The organism is Pelagibius sp. 7325 (genome assembly GCF_037652055.1).
GTDB lineage: Bacteria > Pseudomonadota > Alphaproteobacteria > Kiloniellales > Kiloniellaceae > Pelagibius.
The window spans coordinates 377,904-396,369 of record NZ_JBBKAH010000002.1 but is presented as its reverse complement, the minus strand read 5'-3'; the positions used below and the strand labels follow the sequence as shown (position 1 = coordinate 396,369).

19 protein-coding genes are annotated in these 18,466 nt (G+C 68.0%); 12 read left to right on the top strand and 7 right to left on the bottom strand.

What is annotated here, in order from left to right:
- Positions 1–29 precede the first annotated feature (29 nt).
- Positions 30–935: a DMT family transporter gene (locus WDC82_RS03850; RefSeq protein WP_340115933.1), complete on the top strand. Its 906-nt coding sequence runs from the start codon at positions 30–32 to the stop codon at positions 933–935.
- On the opposite strand, the gene WDC82_RS03845 is transcribed toward WDC82_RS03850, so the two are convergent.
- The gene (locus tag WDC82_RS03845; RefSeq protein WP_340115932.1) at positions 932–2,242 is read right to left on the bottom strand and encodes a polyhydroxyalkanoate depolymerase; all 1,311 of its coding nucleotides are present in this window, start codon (positions 2,240–2,242) and stop codon (positions 932–934) included. The genes WDC82_RS03850 and WDC82_RS03845 overlap by 4 nt on opposite strands.
- A 206-nt stretch (positions 2,243–2,448) precedes the next feature.
- Positions 2,449–2,940 (bottom strand): cupin domain-containing protein, encoded by a 492-nt coding sequence (locus tag WDC82_RS03840; protein WP_340115931.1) that lies wholly within the window; start codon positions 2,938–2,940, stop codon positions 2,449–2,451.
- A gap of 99 nt (positions 2,941–3,039) precedes the next feature.
- Between WDC82_RS03840 and WDC82_RS03835 the strand changes: the two genes are divergently transcribed.
- Positions 3,040–3,795 carry a methyltransferase domain-containing protein gene (locus tag WDC82_RS03835; RefSeq protein WP_340115930.1) on the top strand — a complete coding sequence of 252 codons (756 nt, stop codon included), beginning with the start codon at positions 3,040–3,042 and terminating at the stop codon, positions 3,793–3,795.
- 12 nt (positions 3,796–3,807) lie between these two features.
- On the opposite strand, the gene WDC82_RS03830 is transcribed toward WDC82_RS03835, so the two are convergent.
- From WDC82_RS03830 to WDC82_RS03820, 3 genes are all read right to left on the bottom strand, one after another.
- Positions 3,808–4,785, bottom strand: coding sequence for a D-2-hydroxyacid dehydrogenase (locus WDC82_RS03830; protein WP_340115929.1), 978 nt, complete (start codon positions 4,783–4,785; stop codon positions 3,808–3,810).
- Between the two features lie 61 nt (positions 4,786–4,846).
- Positions 4,847–5,470, bottom strand: coding sequence for a methionine biosynthesis protein MetW (metW, locus tag WDC82_RS03825; protein ID WP_340115928.1), 624 nt, complete (start codon positions 5,468–5,470; stop codon positions 4,847–4,849).
- A gap of 35 nt (positions 5,471–5,505) precedes the next feature.
- Positions 5,506–6,726: a homoserine O-acetyltransferase gene (locus tag WDC82_RS03820; protein WP_370661540.1), complete on the bottom strand. Its 1,221-nt coding sequence runs from the start codon at positions 6,724–6,726 to the stop codon at positions 5,506–5,508.
- A 287-nt stretch (positions 6,727–7,013) separates the two neighbouring features.
- Here WDC82_RS03820 and pheA point away from each other — a divergent pair, with 287 nt between their 5' ends.
- Genes pheA through WDC82_RS03805 form a run of 3 tightly spaced genes read left to right on the top strand, consistent with a single transcriptional unit; the run spans position 7,014 to position 9,972 of the window.
- Positions 7,014–7,895 carry a chorismate mutase gene (gene pheA, locus WDC82_RS03815; protein ID WP_340115926.1) on the top strand — a complete coding sequence of 294 codons (882 nt, stop codon included), beginning with the start codon at positions 7,014–7,016 and terminating at the stop codon, positions 7,893–7,895.
- Positions 7,892–8,986 carry a histidinol-phosphate transaminase gene (gene hisC, locus WDC82_RS03810; protein ID WP_340115925.1) on the top strand — a complete coding sequence of 365 codons (1,095 nt, stop codon included), beginning with the start codon at positions 7,892–7,894 and terminating at the stop codon, positions 8,984–8,986. The genes pheA and hisC overlap by 4 nt, the downstream gene beginning before the upstream one ends.
- Positions 8,983–9,972, top strand: coding sequence for a prephenate/arogenate dehydrogenase family protein (locus WDC82_RS03805; protein WP_340115924.1), 990 nt, complete (start codon positions 8,983–8,985; stop codon positions 9,970–9,972). The genes hisC and WDC82_RS03805 overlap by 4 nt, the downstream gene beginning before the upstream one ends.
- On the opposite strand, the gene WDC82_RS03800 is transcribed toward WDC82_RS03805, so the two are convergent.
- Positions 9,905–10,963 (bottom strand): DUF2125 domain-containing protein, encoded by a 1,059-nt coding sequence (locus WDC82_RS03800; protein WP_340115923.1) that lies wholly within the window; start codon positions 10,961–10,963, stop codon positions 9,905–9,907. The two genes, WDC82_RS03805 and WDC82_RS03800, sit on opposite strands and share 68 nt — an antisense overlap.
- Before the next feature lie 139 nt (positions 10,964–11,102).
- On the opposite strand from WDC82_RS03800, the gene WDC82_RS03795 reads away from it, so the two are divergent.
- The 7 genes from WDC82_RS03795 (at position 11,103) to WDC82_RS03765 (ending at position 16,082) form a co-directional block, all read left to right on the top strand.
- Positions 11,103–11,744 (top strand): gamma-glutamylcyclotransferase, encoded by a 642-nt coding sequence (locus tag WDC82_RS03795; protein WP_340115922.1) that lies wholly within the window; start codon positions 11,103–11,105, stop codon positions 11,742–11,744.
- Positions 11,741–12,688 (top strand): threonine/serine dehydratase, encoded by a 948-nt coding sequence (locus tag WDC82_RS03790; protein WP_340115921.1) that lies wholly within the window; start codon positions 11,741–11,743, stop codon positions 12,686–12,688. Before WDC82_RS03795 ends, WDC82_RS03790 begins: the two co-directional genes overlap by 4 nt.
- Positions 12,689–12,815: 127 nt before the next feature.
- On the top strand, positions 12,816–13,358 hold the full coding sequence (locus WDC82_RS03785; protein WP_340115920.1) for a YHS domain-containing (seleno)protein: 543 nt from the start codon (positions 12,816–12,818) through the stop codon (positions 13,356–13,358).
- Between the two features lie 50 nt (positions 13,359–13,408).
- Complete coding sequence (locus WDC82_RS03780) at positions 13,409–13,738, top strand: DUF2282 domain-containing protein (protein WP_340115919.1); 330 nt, start codon at positions 13,409–13,411, stop codon at positions 13,736–13,738.
- A gap of 96 nt (positions 13,739–13,834) precedes the next feature.
- Entirely contained in the window at positions 13,835–14,713 is an 879-nt protein-coding gene (locus WDC82_RS03775; protein ID WP_340115918.1) for a DUF692 domain-containing protein, read from the top strand.
- The gene (locus WDC82_RS03770; RefSeq protein WP_340115917.1) at positions 14,697–15,485 is read left to right on the top strand and encodes a DNA-binding domain-containing protein; all 789 of its coding nucleotides are present in this window, start codon (positions 14,697–14,699) and stop codon (positions 15,483–15,485) included. The genes WDC82_RS03775 and WDC82_RS03770 overlap by 17 nt, the downstream gene beginning before the upstream one ends.
- 9 nt (positions 15,486–15,494) lie before the next feature.
- Positions 15,495–16,082 (top strand): DoxX family protein, encoded by a 588-nt coding sequence (locus WDC82_RS03765; RefSeq protein WP_340115916.1) that lies wholly within the window; start codon positions 15,495–15,497, stop codon positions 16,080–16,082.
- Positions 16,083–16,092: 10 nt separating this feature from the next.
- Here the strand turns inward: WDC82_RS03765 and WDC82_RS03760 are convergent, their stop codons facing one another.
- On the bottom strand, positions 16,093–18,459 hold the full coding sequence (locus tag WDC82_RS03760) for an adenosylcobalamin-dependent ribonucleoside-diphosphate reductase (RefSeq protein WP_340115915.1): 2,367 nt from the start codon (positions 18,457–18,459) through the stop codon (positions 16,093–16,095).
- Positions 18,460–18,466: the final 7 nt, after the last annotated feature.

Sequence of the window (18,466 nt, the reverse complement as noted above, 5' to 3'; positions counted from 1 at the left end):
CGCGCGGCGGGGCGGTTATCAGCGGTGCCATGACCTGTGTGGCTCCAGATGCGGCGCTGGCGGCGCGGCGCGTGAAGGCGACCCTCATCGGCGGCATCGCGGTGCTGCTGTGGGCGCTGCTCGCCCTCTTCACCACCGGCGCGGCGGGCATTCCGCCCTTCCAGCTGCTGGCCATGACCTTCGCCGTCGCCTTCGTCGTCAGCCTCGCTGTGCTGGCGACGCGCGGCGCCCGTGCCTTCGCCGCGTGGCGCCAACCCTGGCCGGTCTGGGCGCTGGGGGTCGGCGGCCTCTTCGGCTACCACTTTTTCTATTTCGTCGCGCTGGGCAACGCGCCGGCGGTGGATGCCAGCCTCATCGCCTATCTCTGGCCGCTGCTCATCGTGGTGTTGTCGGCCCTGCTGCCGGGCGAACGGCTGCGCTGGTTCCACCTCGCCGGTGCCGTCATGGGGCTCGCCGGTGCCGGGTTGCTGGTCACCAAGGGCGGCACGCTCGCCTTCGACGCGCGATACACCCTTGGCTACCTCGCGGCGGCCGCCTGCGCGCTCACCTGGTCGACCTACTCCGTCACCAACCGCCGCTTCGGCGCGGTGCCGACAGAGGTGGTCGGCGGCTTCTGCGGCGCCGTCGCGCTGCTCGGGCTCATCTGCCATCTGGCGCTGGAAACCACCGTCACCCCTCAGGGCGTGCAGTGGCTGGCGATCCTCGGTCTCGGCCTGGGGCCGGTGGGTGCCGCCTTCTTCGTTTGGGACTACGGGACCAAGCACGGCAACATTCAGGTACTGGGTGCGCTTTCCTATGCCGCGCCGCTGCTCTCCACTCTCATCCTCATTGCCTTCGGCCAGGCCGAGGCGACGTGGCAGGTGGGCCTCGCCTGCCTGCTCATCGTCGCCGGCGCGGTGCTAGCCTCCAAGGAAATGCTGCGCCGGCGCCGCTAACCTCTGCGGTTACCGCCCCGCCGATCGATACCCTGCCACGAAGACTTGGCCGCGCCCTTCGCGCCGGCCCCGATCTCGTGGTCGTGGGTGCGGATGAACTGCTTGATCGCCGGGGCGATCTTCTCGCGCCACTTGCCGCCGTTGAACAGGCCGTAGTGCCCGACGCCCTTGGCCAGCATGTAGGCCTTCTTGTCGTCAGCCAGGTTGGGCGTGATCTCAAGCGCCGCTTTGGTCTGGCCGATGCCGGAGATGTCGTCCAACTCGCCCTCGATGCACATCAGGGCGGTGCGGGTGATGTGCGCCGGCAGCACGGGATGCCAACGGGCGATCATCTCGCCCTTGGGCAGGGAATGTTTCTGGAACACGGTCTCGACGGTCTGCAGGTAGAACTCCGCCGGTAGGTCCATCACCGCGCGGTATTCCTCGTAGAAGGCGCGCTTTTTGTCGGCGGCTTCGTCGTCGCCCTGGACCAGGTGGTCGAACAGCTGGCCATAGGACTCCAGGTGACGCTCGTAATTCATGGCGATGAAGTTGGTCAGCTGGATGAAGCCCGGGTAGACCTTGCGGAACACGCCGGGGTAGGGCGGCGGCACCTGCACCACGACGTTGCGCTCGAACCACTCGATGGGATGTTCCATCGCCAGCTTGTTCACCTGCGTCGGCGACTTGCGCGTGTCGATCGGCCCGCCGATCATCGTGAGGCTCGCCGGCAGGCAGTTGTCTCCCCAGGCCGACATCACCGATACGGCGGCCAGCGCGGGGACCGAGGGCTGGCACACCGCGATCATGTGGGTGTTCGGCCCCAGCACGTGCAGGAAGTCGATCAGGTAGTCGATATAGTCGTTCAGGTTGAAGCGGTCTTGGGTCACCGGGATCATCCGGCAGTCGCGCCAGTCGGTGATATAGACGTCGTGGTCGGGCAGCATCGCCTCGACAGTGCCGCGCACCAGGGTTGCGTAGTGGCCGGACAGCGGCGCCACGATCAGCAGTTTGGGGTCCTTACGCTGGCCGTCGCGCTGTTGCGCGCGCTTGAAGTGCAACAGGTCGCAGTAGGTGCGCTTGATCAGCACCTCCTCTTCGACCGCGACCTCTTCGCCGCCGATTGTGGTGGTGTCGAGGGCCCAGTGCGGCTTGCCGTAGCTGCGCGTCAGGTGCTCGAAGATATCGGCCGTGGACGCCAGCGCCCGTACCATCGGCGTGTCGACCATGGGGTTGAAGGGGCTGTTCAGTGCAAAGCGCATGCCTTCACTCATCGCCCGCGCAGGGGCCATGGAAAGGCGCGCCATTTCGTGCAGGTAGTACAGCATCGGTCGAGACTCCTGGGTCGGAAGGTCCGAGACGCCTCTTCGATCCCCGTCGCCAGCCTGCTTCGCCGGCTCCCTTCGCCGGATCGCGGCAGGCAGAACATAGGCATGCTAAGCTTGCCAAGGGCTTAATGGCGGTGTCGCCTGTCCCAGGTGGGCATGCTGGCCCGATCCGGCAAGGAGGAGTTTCCTCCGCCTCTGCCGGGCCCTTATCGCTCCCTCGGCGCAGGCCGGCCCGGCCGCCAGTCCGGCGGGGCCATCTCGAAGCCCTCGAACCGGAAGGCCGGCGCCACGGTGCAGCCGACCAGGGTCCAGTCGCCCAGGCTGCGGGCACCCTGCCAGGCTTTGGCGGGCACCACGCCCTGCGGGCGTTCCCCGGCGGCGAGGTTGATGCCCAGCCTCAGGGTCTCTGTGTCCTTGCCGTCGGCGGAGATCAGCAGTTCCAACGGTGCGCCGGCATACCAGTGCCAGACCTCCGCCGCGTCGACACGGTGCCAGTGCGACCACTCCCCGGCCTGCAGCAGGTAGTAGATCGCCGTCGAGGCGCCGCGCGCGGCCGCGTCCTCGCCGGCCCGGACGGGGTCGCGGAAGGTCTCGCGATAGTGGCCACCCTCCGGGTGCGGCTGCAGGCCGAGCAGGCGGATGATCGCCGCAGCATCGCCGGGGGCATCGCCAGGGACGTTTTGGGGGCCATCGGTCATGGGCGCGCCGGTCCTCCGTGAACTGTGTTAACCTGCTGTTTAGCATAACAGATCAGGCTGTCGCGGGATCTACCCCGGATGTGTTAGGCTCTCTGCATCATGTGGCATGACGTTGTCGATCTCAGGGAGTTTTACGAAAGCCGCCGCGGCCAGGTGGCGCGCCATATGGTGCGCCGTGCCGTGCGCTCCGTTTGGCCGGACGTGAAGGGCCAGCGGCTGCTGGGGCTCGGCTTTGCCACTCCCTACCTCAGGCAGTTCATGAGCGAGGCCGAGCGCGTGCTCGCCTTCATGCCGGCTTCCCAGGGCGTCATGCACTGGCCGCAGGAAGGTCCGGGGCTGGTCAGCCTGGTGGAGGAAACCGACCTGCCGCTGCCCGACTACTCGGTCGACCGCGTTCTTTTGGTGCACGGCCTGGAGAACGCCGATTCCCTGCGCGGCCAGCTGCGCGAGATCTGGCGCGTCCTGACCGGGGATGGCCGCATCCTGGTCGTCGTGCCCAACCGCCGCGGCATCTGGTCACGCTCCGACCGCACGCCGCTCGGCTGGGGCCACCCCTACAGCGCGGCCCAGCTTTCCCGCGCACTGCGCGACAACATGTTCACGCCGACCCGCACCGAGCGGGCGCTCTACGTGCCGCCGATCGCCAACTATACCTTCCTGCGCTCCGCCCCGGCTTGGGAGCGCATGGGCGCACGCTTCTTCCCCACCTTCTCCGGCGTGGTGATGATCGAGGCCGGCAAGCAGCTCTACGCTGGCTCCATGAAACCCGCCAAGCAGCGCAGGCTGCGCCGCCCGGTGGTGGTCTCCCTGCCGCAGGCGGCCGGGCGCATGCACCGCGAGCGCGACGAAGACTAGCGCCTCAGCCCTTCAGCCCCCCACCACGTTGCGCGGCTTGCCGGCAACGAAAGCCTCGATGTTGTCGATCAGCTGGTCGCTGAGCGCCTGAATCGCCTCGCGCCCGGCCCAGGCGACGTGCGGTGTGAGGATGAAGTCGGGGCGGTCCATCAAGTCCATGAAGGGATGGTCGGCGGCGATCGGCTCCTTGGTCACCACGTCGAAGCCGGCGCCGGCGATCTGGCCTTTCTTCAAGGCTTCAGCGAGGGCCGCTTCGTCCACCAGGCCGCCGCGCGCGGTGTTGATGACGAGGGGTCGCTTCCTCATGGCTGCGAACTCCGCCGGGCCGATCAGGTTGCGGGTCTGCGGCATCAGCGGGCAGTGCAGCGTGATGACGTCGCTCTCGGCGAGGATGGTCTCGAAGGGCGTGTAGAGCGGCCCCATGCCGTCGACGCCTTTGTACGACGAGAAGCGCACGTCCATGCCGAAGGCCTCGCCGATCCTGGCGACGGCCTTGCCCAGCACGCCGTCGCCGATGACGCCCAGCACCTTGCCCTTCAGATTGAAGATCGGATAGTCGAAGTAGCAGAACTGCGCCGCCTCGCCCCAGCGCCCTTTCGCGACCGACTGGTGGTAGGGCGCCACCGAGCGCATCAGCGAGAGTATGAGGGCAAAGGTATGCTCCGGTACCGTCGCCTCGGCATAGCCGCGGATGTTGGAGACGGTGATGCCGCGCTCCCGGCAGGCGGCGAGGTCGATGACGTCGGTGCCGGTGGCGGCGACGGCGATGAGTTTCAACGCGGGCAGCTCAGCCAGGGTGTCGGCGCGCAGCGGCACCTTGTTGGTGATGACGATCTCGGCGTCCCGGGCGCGCTCTACGACGTCCTCCGGCCTGCTGCGCGGGTGCTCCTGCCAGTCGTGGGCGAAGCCGGGACGCCGCACGGTCACCGCGTCGGGCAGGGTCTCGCGGTCCAGGAACACGATGCGCCGCGTCTTGTTGTCCGTCGTCATGCACAGCCTTTCCTTTTGGCGGCCTCGTGCCGCCCGTTGTCGCGTCAGGTCGAATGCCCGACTAGTGTCTTTCGTGATCTTTCCTCAGGCGAAAGATTGCCTTCTGGCCGAAGAGATTGGCCAGGCGGGGCGTGTTGAGGGCGCTGCGCCGCTGGCGGTCGTTCAGCACCACGGCTTGCTCGATCGCGATCCCGCAATCGGTGCAGAGCGCGGTAAAGTCCTGCAGCGTGCAGAGGTGGATGTTGGGGGTCTCGTACCACGGCTCCGGCAGGGCGTCGGTCACCGGCATGCGGCCCTGGAACAGCAGGTGCAATCGCACCCGCCAGTGGCCGAAGTTGGGCAAGGAAACGATCGCATACCGTCCGATGCGCACCATCTGCTCCAGCACCCGGCGCGGGTCGCGCGTCGCCTGCAGGGTGAGCGAGAGGATCGCGTAGTCGAAGGCGTCGGCGGGATATTCGACCAGGTCGGTGTCGGCATCGCCTTGGATGACCGAGAGGCCGCGGGCGACGCTGGCGTTCACGTTCTTCTGCTGCAGTTCCATGCCGCGGGCGACGACGCCGCGCTCCGCGGTGAGGTGCTCCAGCAGCACGCCCTCGCCGCAGCCGATGTCGAGTACGCGGCTGCCGGGCTCGACCATCCCGGCGATCAGCGCGAGGTCGGGGCGCAGCGGCGTGCGCGCCATTCCTGCCCTCTTCGCGCTGGCGTCGTCCAAGGGGCTCATCGGCTCTTCAAACCGCGGTGCTCGGCGCAGCCGGCGATGAAGCCGGCCAGGGTGTCGCGGAACTCCGGCTCGTCCAGCAGGAAGGCGTCGTGGCCGGCATCGCTTTCAATCTCGACGAAGCTGACGTCGGCGGCGACGGCATTGAGGGCGTGCACGATGTCGCGGTTTTCGGAGGTGGGGAACAGCCAGTCGCTGGTGAAGGATACGACGCAGAAGCGCACCGGCGTATCGCGGAAGGCGTTTGCCAGCTTGCCGCCGTGCTCGCGCGCCAGGTCGAAGTAGTCCATGGCGCGGGTGATGTAGAGGTAGGAGTTGGCGTCGAAGCGCTGCACGAAGCTGGCTCCCTGGTGGCGCAGGTAGCTTTCGACCTGGAAGTCGGCCTCGAAACCGAAGGTGAGGCCGCTGCGGTCCTGCAGGCGGCGGCCGAACTTGCGGTGCAGCGCCGGCTCCGACAGGTAGGTGATGTGCGCGGTCATGCGCGCGACGGCCAGCCCGCGGTCGGGGTTCCTGCCTTCGGCGATATAGCGCCCGCCGCACCAGTCGAGGTCCGCCATGATCGCCTGGCGGCCGACCTCGTGGAAGGCGATGTTCTGCGCCGTGTGGTGGGCGGCCGTGGCGATCGGCACCGCGGCGAACACCTTCTGCGGGTATTTGGCCGCCCACTCCAGCACCTGCATGCCGCCCATCGAGCCGCCGATGACGCAGAACAGCTTGTCGATGCCCAGGTGGTCGATCAGCCGCTTCTGCGCGCGCACCATGTCGGCGACGGTGATCACCGGAAAATCCAGCGCCCAGGGCTCGCCGGTCGCCGGGTTCACCGACTTGGGGCCGGTCGAGCCCATGCAGCCGCCCAGAACGTTGATGCAGATGAGGAAGTAGCGCTCGGTATCAAGCGGCAGGCCCGGCCCCACCATCAGGCTCCACCAGCCGTCCTTGCCGGTCACCGGGTGGGTACCGGCCATGAACTGGTCGCCGGTCAGCGCGTGGCAGACCAGGATGGCGTTGGACTTGTCGGCGTTGAGCGTGCCGTAGGTCTGGTAGGCCAGGGTGACAGGGCTTAGACCGATGCCGCAGTCCAGTATCAGGGGGGCGTCGTGACCGAATTCCCACGCAAGGCCCTGTTGGGTCGAGCCCGGCGGGGCCAGGTGCGGCGGGGTCGGGCCGCGCGCGCCCGTCGCCGGTTGTGGACTGGCAGCCGCCGTCTTCGGTTCGTCCATCACCATGGGTAAGATCCTCGACCGTCACCCCCGGCGTCCGGCCCGCGTCCGCGACTTTTGGGGCGGGGGCCAAGCGGCATTTCCGGGGGGGCCTAGCTAGGAAGCCGGGGCCGCGGCTGTCAACGCTTTCTTGGCTTTTTCCTCCGCGATTCCGGGGGGCCTCCAGCCTTCCGCCCGACGCAGGGCAGACCCTCGGCAGCACGGGGGCTGAACGCAAGGTTTTCTTTGATTTTCGCCGGTTCAGCGACTATCAGTAGCTCCGCCTAGCCTGCAGGTATTGGGGCCAGATGTCCGACAAAACACCATCCCTGGACGATCTGCGTCGTCAAATCGACGAGATCGACAACGCCATACACGATTTGCTGATGCGCCGCACCGAGCTGGCGCGGCAGATTGGCCGTGCCAAGGGCCAGGGCGCCGTCTTCATGCGCCCCGGCCGCGAAGCGCGCGTGCTGCGCCGCCTGGTGGCGCGCCACCAGGGTGCCTTCCCGAAGCCCGTGGTCGCGCGCATCTGGCGCGAGATCGTCTCCGTTTTCACCCGTCTTCAGGGCCCTTTCGCCGCGGCTGCCTACGCCCCCCAGGAAGGACCCGATCTTTTTGGCCTGACCCGCGACCATTTCGGCTCGCTGACCCCGGTCACCCGCTTCGAGTCCGAGATGGGCGTGCTGCGCGCCGTCTCCGGCGGCAAGGCCAACATCGGCGTGCTGCCGTTGCCGGAGGCCGACCGCGGCACTCCCTGGTGGCCGAAGCTGGCGCGCCACGGCAAGGCGACACCCAAGATCATCGCCAAGCTGCCCTTCGCCGCGCTGGACGGCGGGCGCGGCGATAGCCCGCAGGCCGTCGTGGTTTCCCTGGCCGAGCCCGAAGAGAGCGGCGACGACCACGGCTACATGATCGTCGAACTCGACGAGGCGGTTTCGCGCGGCGCGCTGAAGACCTTGCTGTCGGACGCCGGCTTCGAGGTCTGCGACATCCAGGCCTGGGTCGACTCGCCCGACCGCACCCTCCACCTCGTCGAGGTGCAGGGCTTCCTGGCGGCCGACGATTCGCGCATCGCCGCCCTGCAGGCAGAGGCCGATGCCGTGAAGCATGCCTGGTCGGTCGGCAGCTTTGCCGTGCCGCTCACCGCCGAGGACCTCGCCACTACCAGCGCGCGGGTCATGTCATGACCATCAAACCGCGTCCCGGCATCCTCGACATCGCGCCCTATGTCGGCGGCGAGTCCAAGGCCGCCGGGGCCAACCGCGTCATCCGTCTGGCCTCCAACGAGAACCCGCTGGGCCCCAGCCCGGCGGCGATTGCCGCCTACGAGGCGGAGAAGAACCAGCTGCACCGCTATCCCGACGGCGGTGCGACGGAGCTGCGCCGCGCGATTGCCGAGGCGGAGTCACTGGACGCCGCCAACATCGTCTGCGGCGCCGGCTCCGACGAACTGATCAGCCTCTTGGTGCGCGCCTACGCCGGCCCGGGCGACGAGGTGCTGTACAGCGAGCACGGATTCCTCATGTACGCGATCTCGGCGAAGACCGTCGGCGCGACGCCGGTGGCGGCGCCGGAGGCGAATCTCACCGCCGATGTCGACGGCCTCTTGGCGCGCGTCACCGAGCGCACGCGCCTGCTGTTCCTGGCCAATCCGAACAATCCGACCGGCAGCTACCTCTCGGAAAGCGCGCTCCGGCGCCTGCACAAAGGCCTGCCGGACCACGTGCTGCTGGTGATCGACGCGGCCTATGCCGAATACGTGGCGGCGCCCGACTATCCGCAGTCGGCGCCGCTGGTGGAGGCAAGCGACAACGTCGTCATGCTGCGCACCTTCTCCAAGATCCACGGTCTCGCCGCGCTGCGCCTGGGCTGGGGCTATATGCCGCCGGCGGTGGCCGACGTGCTGAACCGCGTGCGCGGGCCCTTCAACGTCAGCCAGGCTGCCCAGGCCGCCGGTATCGCCGCGGTACGCGACCGCGATCATGTCGCACGTTCGGTCGCGCACAATGCAAAATGGCTGGCGTGGTTCAGCGCGGCGGTCGCCAAGTCCGGCATCGAGGCGCTGCCCAGCGCCGGCAACTTTGTGCTGCTGCGCTTTCCCGGCGGCAAGGCGCAGGCAGAGGCGGTGCTGGCCGCCACCAAGCGCCAGGGCATCCTGCTGCGCACCATGGTCGGCTACGGCCTGCCCGATTGCCTGCGTGTCACCATTGGCACCGAAGAGGACATGCGCGCCACGGCTGAAGCCCTTGGGGACGCCCTGGCCGAGGCCGTGCAATGAGCGCCGCCCTGCCCAACAAGGTAACGGGCGAACCGCTGTTCCAGCGGGTGGCACTCCTCGGCGCCGGCCTGATCGGCTCCTCGCTGGCGTGGGCGATCCGCGAGCGCGGCCTCGCCGACCATGTCGCGGCCTACTCGCGCCGCGCCGAAACCCGCGAGGTCATCGACATCATGGGCTTTGCCGATTCGCTCCATGCCGAGCCCAGCGAGGCCGTCGAAGGGGCAGACCTGGTGATCTTCTGCGTGCCGGTCGGCGCCAACGAGGCGGTGGCCAGGGCAGCCGGCCCGCACCTCGCCCCCGGCACCATCGTCACCGACGTTGGCTCGGTGAAGCAGGCGGTGATCCGCGACATCGGTCCCCATCTGCCCGACGGCGTCGAGTTCATCCCGGGCCACCCCATTGCCGGCACCGAGCACTCCGGGCCGGAGGCGGGCTTCGGCGACCTCTTCGAGCAGCGCTGGTGCATCCTGACGCCGGTCCCCGGCACACCGGAGGCGGCGGTCGAGAGGCTTACGGCCTTCTGGCAACGCTGCGGCTCCACCGTGCAGATCATGGATGCCGGCCACCACGACAAGGTACTGGCGATCACCTCGCACCTGCCGCACCTCATCGCCTACACCATCGTCGGCACCGCCGTTGATCTGGAGGAGAGCACCCGCGCCGAGGTGGTGAAGTTCTCCGCCGGCGGCTTCCGCGACTTCACCCGCATTGCCGGCTCCGACCCGGTGATGTGGCGCGATGTCTTCCTCAACAACCGCGAGGCGGTGCTGGAAATGCTGCAGCGTTTCTCGGAGGATATCACCGCACTGCAGCGCGCGATCCGCTGGGGCGAGGGAGAAACACTGGAAGGCCTCTTCCGCCGCACGCGGGAGATCCGCCGCGGGGTCATCGACGCCCACCAGGCCGGTTCCTTCGACGCTAGAGAACCGGAGCGATCGGGACTAGTGGGATCGGCCCCAGGTAAAGCATCCCCTGGCGAAGACTGATCGGTGCCGCCAGCACCGATTCTCCCGTAACGCTGTCCGGGCGGCCCATGGCCGCCAGCGCCAGGCGCGCCGCGAAGGCGGCCTCCGGCTTGATCTCGCCGGTCGCGATCAGCCGGTCGATGATCTTGCCGGCGCCCTTCATCTTGGTCTCGAACTCGCCCGCCGGGCGCATCGCCTCGTCCAGCGTCAGCACCCCGTCGGCCGTGAGGTCCAAGGGCCCCCACAGGACGGCGAGGCGGCGAAACTGCCAGCGCCCGCCGCGCTCGCGCCAGGCCGGCAGCGCCGTCTCGGGCTTGCCCGGTGGAATGCCGCCGACCAGCGTCGAATCGAACGAAAGGCGGTCGACCCGGTCGCCCAAGAGGCCGCCGCGCTCTGCCGGCAGGCCGACCCCCAGCACCTCGCCGACCAGGTCCAGCTGTTCCAAGGTGTCGCCGCTTGGACCGCTGTCTCCGGGGCGCAGCGGCCCCAGCCGCGCGGTGAGCCTCTGCAGGGTGACGGTCTCGATCTTCGGGCCGCTGGCCACCAGGCTGGCGAGGTCGATGCTGGCGCTCTCCACCTTGCCGTCGCGCCGCAGCACCACGCGGCCGGCGGCGGCCTCGGCGGCGATGTCCGCCTGGCGCGGCAACTCGACATCCGCAGCCGCCGGGATTGCCTCTTCGGAAGCGTTGAGGCGGTGCAGGCCGGGAAAATGCAGGTCTATGGTGAAGGGGTCCCACAGCTTCGCTGTCCCCAGCACAGGCGGTCCCTGCCAGGTGAGACCCTGTGGCGTGGTCACTCGCGGCGTCCGGAAGCTGACCGAAAGGGCGAAGGGAAAGCCGCCGAACTCTGGTCCCTGGTAGTCGACGGTGTAGCCGCGCTCGATCTGCTCGTCCCGCCAGCGGGCGATGCCCTCGCCCAGGGCGTGGCGCGCCCACAGCCAGGTGCCGACCACCGCAGCCGAGGCGACGAGCAGCACGAGGGTGACGGAGATGGCGAGGCGGTAGCGACGCATGGGCCGCATGATAGAAGGCGCGGGCGGCCGCCGCAGCCCCGAAATGGCAGCCCCGAAAAGGCAGTTATGTCCGGGCGCGGCTTGCATCGCCGGGCCCCACCCCTAACATTGGGGTAGCACCATCAGACTGCCGGATTTCATGAGCCTCCAGAAACAGCCGAACCTGGAAACGCTGCCGTCCCTCTCGGCGGAGGAGCGCGCGGCGCGCCGCCTGACGCCGCCCCCGGGCGAGGATTTCTGGGTCTTTGGCTACGGTTCGCTCATGTGGCACCCAGGCTTCCCGCACATCGAGGTGCGCGTCGCGCGGCTGCGCGGCCTGCACCGCAGCTTCTGCGTCTACTCGCACCGCTATCGCGGCACGCCGGAGTCGCCCGGGCTGGTCCTCGGCCTTGACCGCGGCGGGTCCTGCCAGGGCATGGTGTTCCGCGTGCCGGCGGCAGAGAGCGAGGCGGTGCTGGACTACCTCGACGAGCGCGAGATGGTGACCGGCGTGTACCACCCGACCTGGCGCCGGGCGGAGACAGAGGCGGGGCGAGTCACCGCCATGACCTTCGTGGCGGACCGCGAGCACCGCCAATACGCCGGCGCTTTGGACCACGACTCCGTGGTGGCGCTGATCCTTCAGGGCTGCGGCAACCGCGGCCCCTGCATCGAATACCTGGAGAACACCGTGTACCACCTGCATGCGTTGGGCCTCAGGGACCGCGCCCTCGAACGCCTGCTGAAGGAAGCGCGCCGCATCCGGGACGGGAAGCTGCGCGGGCAAGGAGACCAGACGTGAACATTATCGACTCGGGCATCACCCGCGAGCGCATCGTCGAGACCGAACGGCGGATCCGCCCCTTCGTACGCCACACGCCCGTGCTGGCGGCCGATCTCGCCGACTTCGATGCCGCGCCGCATCCTCTCGACCTGAAGCTGGAGTTCCTGCAGCACTCCGGTTCCTTCAAGGCGCGCGGCGCCTTCTCCAATCTCCTGACCCGCGACGTCCCGTCGGCGGGGGTGGCGGCGGCTTCCGGCGGCAACCATGGCGCCGCCGTCGCCTATGCCGCGATGAAGCTGGGCATCCCGGCGACCATCTTTCTGCCCTCGGTCACCTCGCCGGCCAAGGCCGCGCGCATCGAGCGCTATGGCGCCAGGCTGGTGGTCGGCGGCGATCGCTATGCCGATGCCCTGGCCGCCAGCGAGGCTTTCGTCGCCGACAGCGGTGCCCTGCCGGTGCACGCCTTCGACCAGCCGGAAACCCTCCTGGGTCAGGGCAGCGTCGGGCTGGAGATCGAGGCGCAACTGCCCCATATCGACACCCTGCTGGTGGCGACCGGCGGCGGCGGCCTGATCGGCGGCACCGCCGCGTGGTTCGCCGGGCGCATCCGCATCGTCGCAGTGGAGCCGGAAGGCGCGCCGACGCTGCACGACGCGCTGGCCGCTGGCAAGCCCGTCGATGCGCCGACCGAGGGCATTGCCGCCGACTCCCTGGCGCCCAAACAGGTCGGCCGCCTGATGTTCCCGCTGGCCCAGAAGTACGTCGAGCGTTCCGTCTTGGTGACCGACGACGCCATCCGTGCCGCTCAGCAGGCGCTCTGGGATGTCCTGCGGGTGGTGGTCGAGCCGGGCGGCGCCGCTGCCATGGCTGCGCTGCTGTCCGGCCGCTACGTCCCGGCCGAGGGCGAGCGGGTCGCCGTGCTGCTCTGCGGGGCCAATACCACGGCCGTCGATTTCGGCTGATATCCAAGGGCTTACGCCGTCACATTTTAGTGTAGTGACGTGATTTGATCGCAACAGGGCCCGCCGAATATCTCTAGCGAAGGGCAGGCAACAAGCCGCCACAAGCAACAGGAGATATGAGGTCCCCATGATTCGAAGACTTCTTCTGGCCTCGGCGTTTTCCGCGTTCACCCTGGGCGCCGCCCAGGCCGGCGAACAGTATGTCGACGAGAGCGGCTTTGCTCTTAGCGGCTACGATCCCGTCGCCTACTTCGACCTGAAGCAGGCCCCGACGGGCGAGCATCAGCCGGAGGCGGTGCCGGGCAAGGCCGGCATCACTGCCGAATACAACGGCGCCAAGTGGGCCTTCGCCAGCGAGGCGCACCGAGACAAGTTCCTCGCCGATCCGGCAAAGTATGTCCCGGCCTACGATGGCCACTGTGCCTACGGCATCGCCCAGGGCGGCAAGGTGCCGGGCAACCCGAACCTCTGGCGCATCGTCGACGGCAAGCTCTACCTGAACATCACGCCGACCGTGGTCGGATTCTGGGAGAGTGACATCCCCGGCAACCTGACCAAGGCGGAGTCCAACTGGCAGGCCAAGGAAGCCGCGCCGGCTTCGACCAAGAGCTGGAAGGCGATCGAGGACAACAAGGACACTTACACGGTGTCCGCGCCGGTCACGAACTGACTTCCAATCCCATCGTTCCAATAGAGAGATTGAGCAAGGAGTTTCCGAGAATGGCTGAGAACACCAAGATCCTGAGTGCCGCCATGATCGCCGGTGCCGTGGCGCTGGCGGTGTCGGCGAGCGTCGATGTCAGCCCCGCCGCCGCACAGGCGAAGGAGAAGTGCTTCGGCATCTCACTGGCGGGCCAGAACGACTGCGCCGCCGGCCCCGGCACCACCTGCGCCGGCACCTCGACGGTGGACTACCAGGGCAACGCCTGGAAGCTGGTGCCCGCCGGCGACTGCATGAAGTACGGCGTCGAGGAATCGACTGCCGAATACGAGCTGCCGGGCGACCGCAAGGGCTCGCTGGATGCGCTCCAGCGCGATCTGCCGGCCTGACGGCTGGCGGAGAAGGGCACCGGCCGCTTGCCCCTCAAGCAGCCGGTGCCCCACCCTTTCTTTTGTTCTCATCGTGCAGGCGGAAGGATGGCGGGTATGACGGTCTCGGCAGCAGCTCCGGCACGCGCCGGCGTCGGCTTGAAGGCGCAGCACTACGAGGACATCCTCGGCCAGCGGCCAGACATCGGCTGGTTCGAGGTCCATGCGGAGAACTACATGGGCGCCGGCGGCCCGCCGCATCACTATCTGGAGGCCATCCGCCGCGACTACCCGATCTCGCTGCACGGCGTCGGCCTTTCGATCGGTGCCGACCGGCCTCTTGACGAATCACACCTGCAGCGTCTGAAGGTGTTGAATGACCGCTACGAGCCGGGCTTGGTCAGCGAACATCTCGCCTGGTCGAGCCACGGCGGCGTCTTCTTCAACGATCTGCTGCCGCTGCCCTATACCGGCGAGGCGGTGGCGCATGTCAGCGAGCACATCGACCGCGTGCAGAGCGTGCTCGGCCGCCGCATCCTGCTGGAAAACCCCTCGACCTACGTCAGCTTCGAGGTAAGCGAGATGAGCGAGCTCGACTTCTTGCAGGCGGTGTCGCTGCGGACCGGCTGTTACCTGCTGCTCGACGTGAACAACGTCCTGGTCTCGGCGACGAATCAAAACTTCAGCGCGGAAGACTATATCGACGCCTTCCCCATGGAAGCAGTGCGCGAAATCCACCTCGCCGGCCATGCGCGCGACCGCGACGATGCCGGCAACGTGCTGCTGATCGATGCGCACGACCGCGCGGTCGACGACAAGGTGTGGTCGCTTTACGCGCGGTCCATTGCGCGCGCCGGGATGACGCCGACGCTCATCGAATGGGACAATGATGTGCCTGCCTGGAAGACACTCTTTGCCGAAGCGCGCACCGCCGAGCGCATCATGGTGACCCAGTACGCTCTTCAAGCGGAGATGGCCCATGCCGCAGCTGGCTGATCTGCAGGCGGACTTCGCGGCGGCGCTCGCCGATCCGTCGCTGCCGGCCCCGGCGGGGCTCAAGCGCCAGACGGTGCTTGCGCAGAGCCGGCGCTTCGACGTCTACCGCAACAACCGGATGGTCAGTCTCATCGAGGCGATGGAGGCAGCCTTTCCGGTGGTGCAGCGGCTGGTCGGCAACGATTTCTTCAAAGCGGTGGCCAAGTCCTACATCCGACGTTTCCCGCCGCGGACGCCGGTGCTGTTGCTTTATGGCGAGAGCTTCGGCGATTTCCTCGAGGATTTTGAACCGGCGGCGGGCGTGCCCTACCTCGGCGACGTGGCGCGGCTGGAATGGGTGCGTCTGGCCGCCTATCACGCCGCCGACGCGGAGCCGCTTTCCATCGCGCGCGTTGCCGAGTTGCCGCAGGAACTGTTGCCGGAGCTGCGCTTTGCGCTCCACCCCTCACTGCATCTGCTGAATTCGCGCTGGCCCGCCGCCTCGCTGTGGGCGGTCACCAGCGGTGCCGACCCATCGCGCGCGGTCGATATGAAGGCGGGCGAAGCGGTGGCGGTGCTGCGCCCGATGCTCTCGGTCGAGGTCCGCGTGCTGCTGCCCGATGGCTACGCATTTCTCTTCGCGCTTGCCGCCGGCAACAGCCTCAGTGTCGCCGCCGAGCGCGCGCTTACCATCGACGACCAGTTCGATCTCGCCCGGCACCTGCAGGGGCTGTTCGCCCTGGGGGCTGTCGCCGCGATCCATCTTCCCGACTCTTTTTCACAACAAGCATAGTCCGGCAAAATGATCACCAAGCTGATTGATCTCTACGGCCGCAGTGTCGAGCGGGCCGAGGCCGCGCTTGACGGCTGGTTCCTTGGCCTTCTCGCGCGCTTCGTCTTCGCTGCGGTGCTGTTGGTCTACTACCTGAACTCCGCTGCGACCAAGGTGGGGGACGGGATCGCCGGTTTCTTCGCCGTCGGCGACAACGCCTACTTCCAGATCCTGCCCAGCGTGGTCGAGGCCTACGGCTACGACGCCTCGCAGGTGCCGTTCTTCCCCTGGGACATTATTGTCTTTGCCGGCACCTATGCGGAGTTCATCCTGCCGCTGCTGATCGTGCTGGGTCTCTTCACGCGCCTCGCCGCGCTCGGGATGATCGGCTTCACGCTGGTGCAGAGCTACGTCGACATCGCCTTCCACGGTGTCGATGCCAAGACCATCGGCAGCTGGTTCGACCGCCTGCCCGACGCGACGATCCTCGACCAGCGCGCCTTCTGGATCTTCCTGCTTCTGGTGCTGGTGGTGAAGGGCGCGGGTGCCGTTTCGTTGGACTGGGTGTTGGGAAAGCAGCTCAGGGCGAATCTGTCCAAACGGCACGCAACAGCCTAACCGCCCCGCGCTACCCGCACTTGGAATAGCCGCAGTTGGTGCAGAGGTCGCAGCCTTCCTGGCGGATCAGGCCGGCGCTGCCGCACTTGGGGCACTGGGCGAATCGGGTGCCGCCGGCCGGACCACCCAGGTTCACCACGGCCTTCTGCTCCTCGCCTGCCGCCGGCTTGGCTGCCTGCAGGAAGCCGATGTCGATCATGTGGCGCTCGATGACGCCGCCGATGGCGGCCAGCAGCGAGGGCACGTAGCGGCCTTCCATCCAGGCGCCGCCGCGCGGGTCGAACACCGCCTTCAGTTCGTCGACCACGAAGGAGACGTCGCCGCCGCGGCGGAACACGGCCGAGATCATGCGCGTGAGCGCCACGGTCCAGGCGTAGTGCTCCATGTTCTTGGAATTGATGAAGATCTCGAAGGGCCGCCGGCGCGGCTCCTTGCCCCCTCCCGGCTTGACCGCCCCTTCCTCCACGATGTCGTTGATCGTGATGTAGATCGCGTGGTCGCTCTCCGGCCAGCGCAGTTTGTAGGAGCGCCCCGGCAGGACCTCGGGACGGGCCAGCGGTGCGGTCATGTAGACGACGTCGCCGCTTGGCGGGACGGTCGCAGTCGGGGCGCCGGCCGGGGGCGCCGCCACCAGTTCCGTCGTCGCCGCCGGATGACCCTCGGCGCCGAGCGAGAGTACCGCGCCGGTGATGTCATTGGGCCGATAGGTTGTGCAGCCCTTGCAGCCCAGGTCGTAAGCCTGCTGGTAGACGTCCTTGAAGGCCTCGAAGGAAATGTCGGCCGGCAGGTTGATGGTCTTGGAGACCGAGCTGTCGATATAGCGCTGCACGGCGGCCTGCATGACCACATGGGCGGCCGGCTCCAGGGTCTGCGCGTTTACGAAGGCGGGCGGCAGTGCCGCGTCTTCGCCCTTCAGGCGGCGGAACAGGCGGTAGGCGTAGTCGCTCACCTGCTCCTCGCGGCGGCTGCCGTTGGCCTGCAGGATGCGGCGCTTGTAGGTGAAGCTGAATACCGGCTCCAGGCCGGAGGAGATGTTGTCGGCCAAGAGCGAGATGGTGCCGGTCGGCGCGACCGAGGTGACCAGCGCGTTGCGGATCCCGTGCGCGCGGATCGCCTCCTGCACGTCGGCGTCGAGTTCCCGGATGGTTTCGCCGGCGAGGTAGGCGTCGCGGTCGTAAAGCGGGAAGGGGCCTTTTTCCTTGGCGAGTTCGACCGAGGCGAGGTAGGCGTGGCGGCGGAAAGCGGCGAGCCAGCGCTCGGTCGCCTTCACCGCCTCGGCGCTGCCGTAGCGCAGTCCGCAGGCGATGAGGGCGTCGGCCAGGCCAGTGATGCCGAGGCCGATGCGGCGCTTGGCGTGGGCTTCCTGGTGCTGTGCCTCCAGCGGGAATCGCGAAACGTCGATGGCGTTGTCGAGCATGCGCACCGCCGTCGGCACCAGCTCGGCCAGGGCCTCCACATCCACGTCGGCGCCTTCCTCGAAGGGCTGCTTCACCAGCGCCATGAGGTTCACCGAACCGAGCAGGCAGGCGCCGTAGGGCGGCAGCGGCTGCTCGCCGCAGGGGTTGGTGGCACGGATGTCCTCGCAGTAGGCGAGGTTGTTGCGCTGGTTGATGCGGTCGATGAAGATCACGCCCGGCTCGGCGGCGGCATAGGTCGCGCGCATGATCTTGTCCCACAGGGCGCGGGCGGGGACGGTGCGGTAGACCGTGCCGGCGAAGACGAGGTCCCAGGGCTGGTCCTCGCGCACCGCCTGCATGAAGGCGTCGCTCACCAGCACCGAGAGATTGAACATGGAAAGCCGGCCGGGCTCCTGCTTGGCGGCGATGAAGGCCTCGATGTCCGGGTGGTCGCAGGCCAGCGTCGCCATCATGGCGCCGCGCCGCGAGCCGGCGGACATGATGGTGCGGCACATGGCATCCCACACGTCCATGAAGCTCAAGGGGCCGGAAGCGTCGGCGCCGATGCCGTGCACCACCGCGCCCTTGGGCCGCAGGGTGGAGAAGTCGTAGCCGATGCCGCCGCCCTGCTGCATGGTCAGGGCGGCCTCCTTCAGGTGCTCGAAGATGCCGCCCATGTCGTCGGGGATGGTCCCCATGACGAAGCAGTTGAACAGGGTGACCTTGCGGTCGGTGCCGGCGCCCGCCTGGATGCGTCCGGCGGGCAGGAAACGGAAATCCTCCAGGGCGCTAAAGAACTGAGATTCCATAGCCTTGCGGCGACGCTCGTGGGGCTCGCCAGGGGCCTCAGCGGCGGCCAGGGCGCAGGCAATGCGGCGCCAGGTCTCGGCGATGGTTTTGTCCACAGGCTCGCCGGAAGCGGTCTTCAGGCGGTACTTCATGTCCCAGATTTCCTGGGACAGGGCCGTCAGTTTGGTCATTTCACCG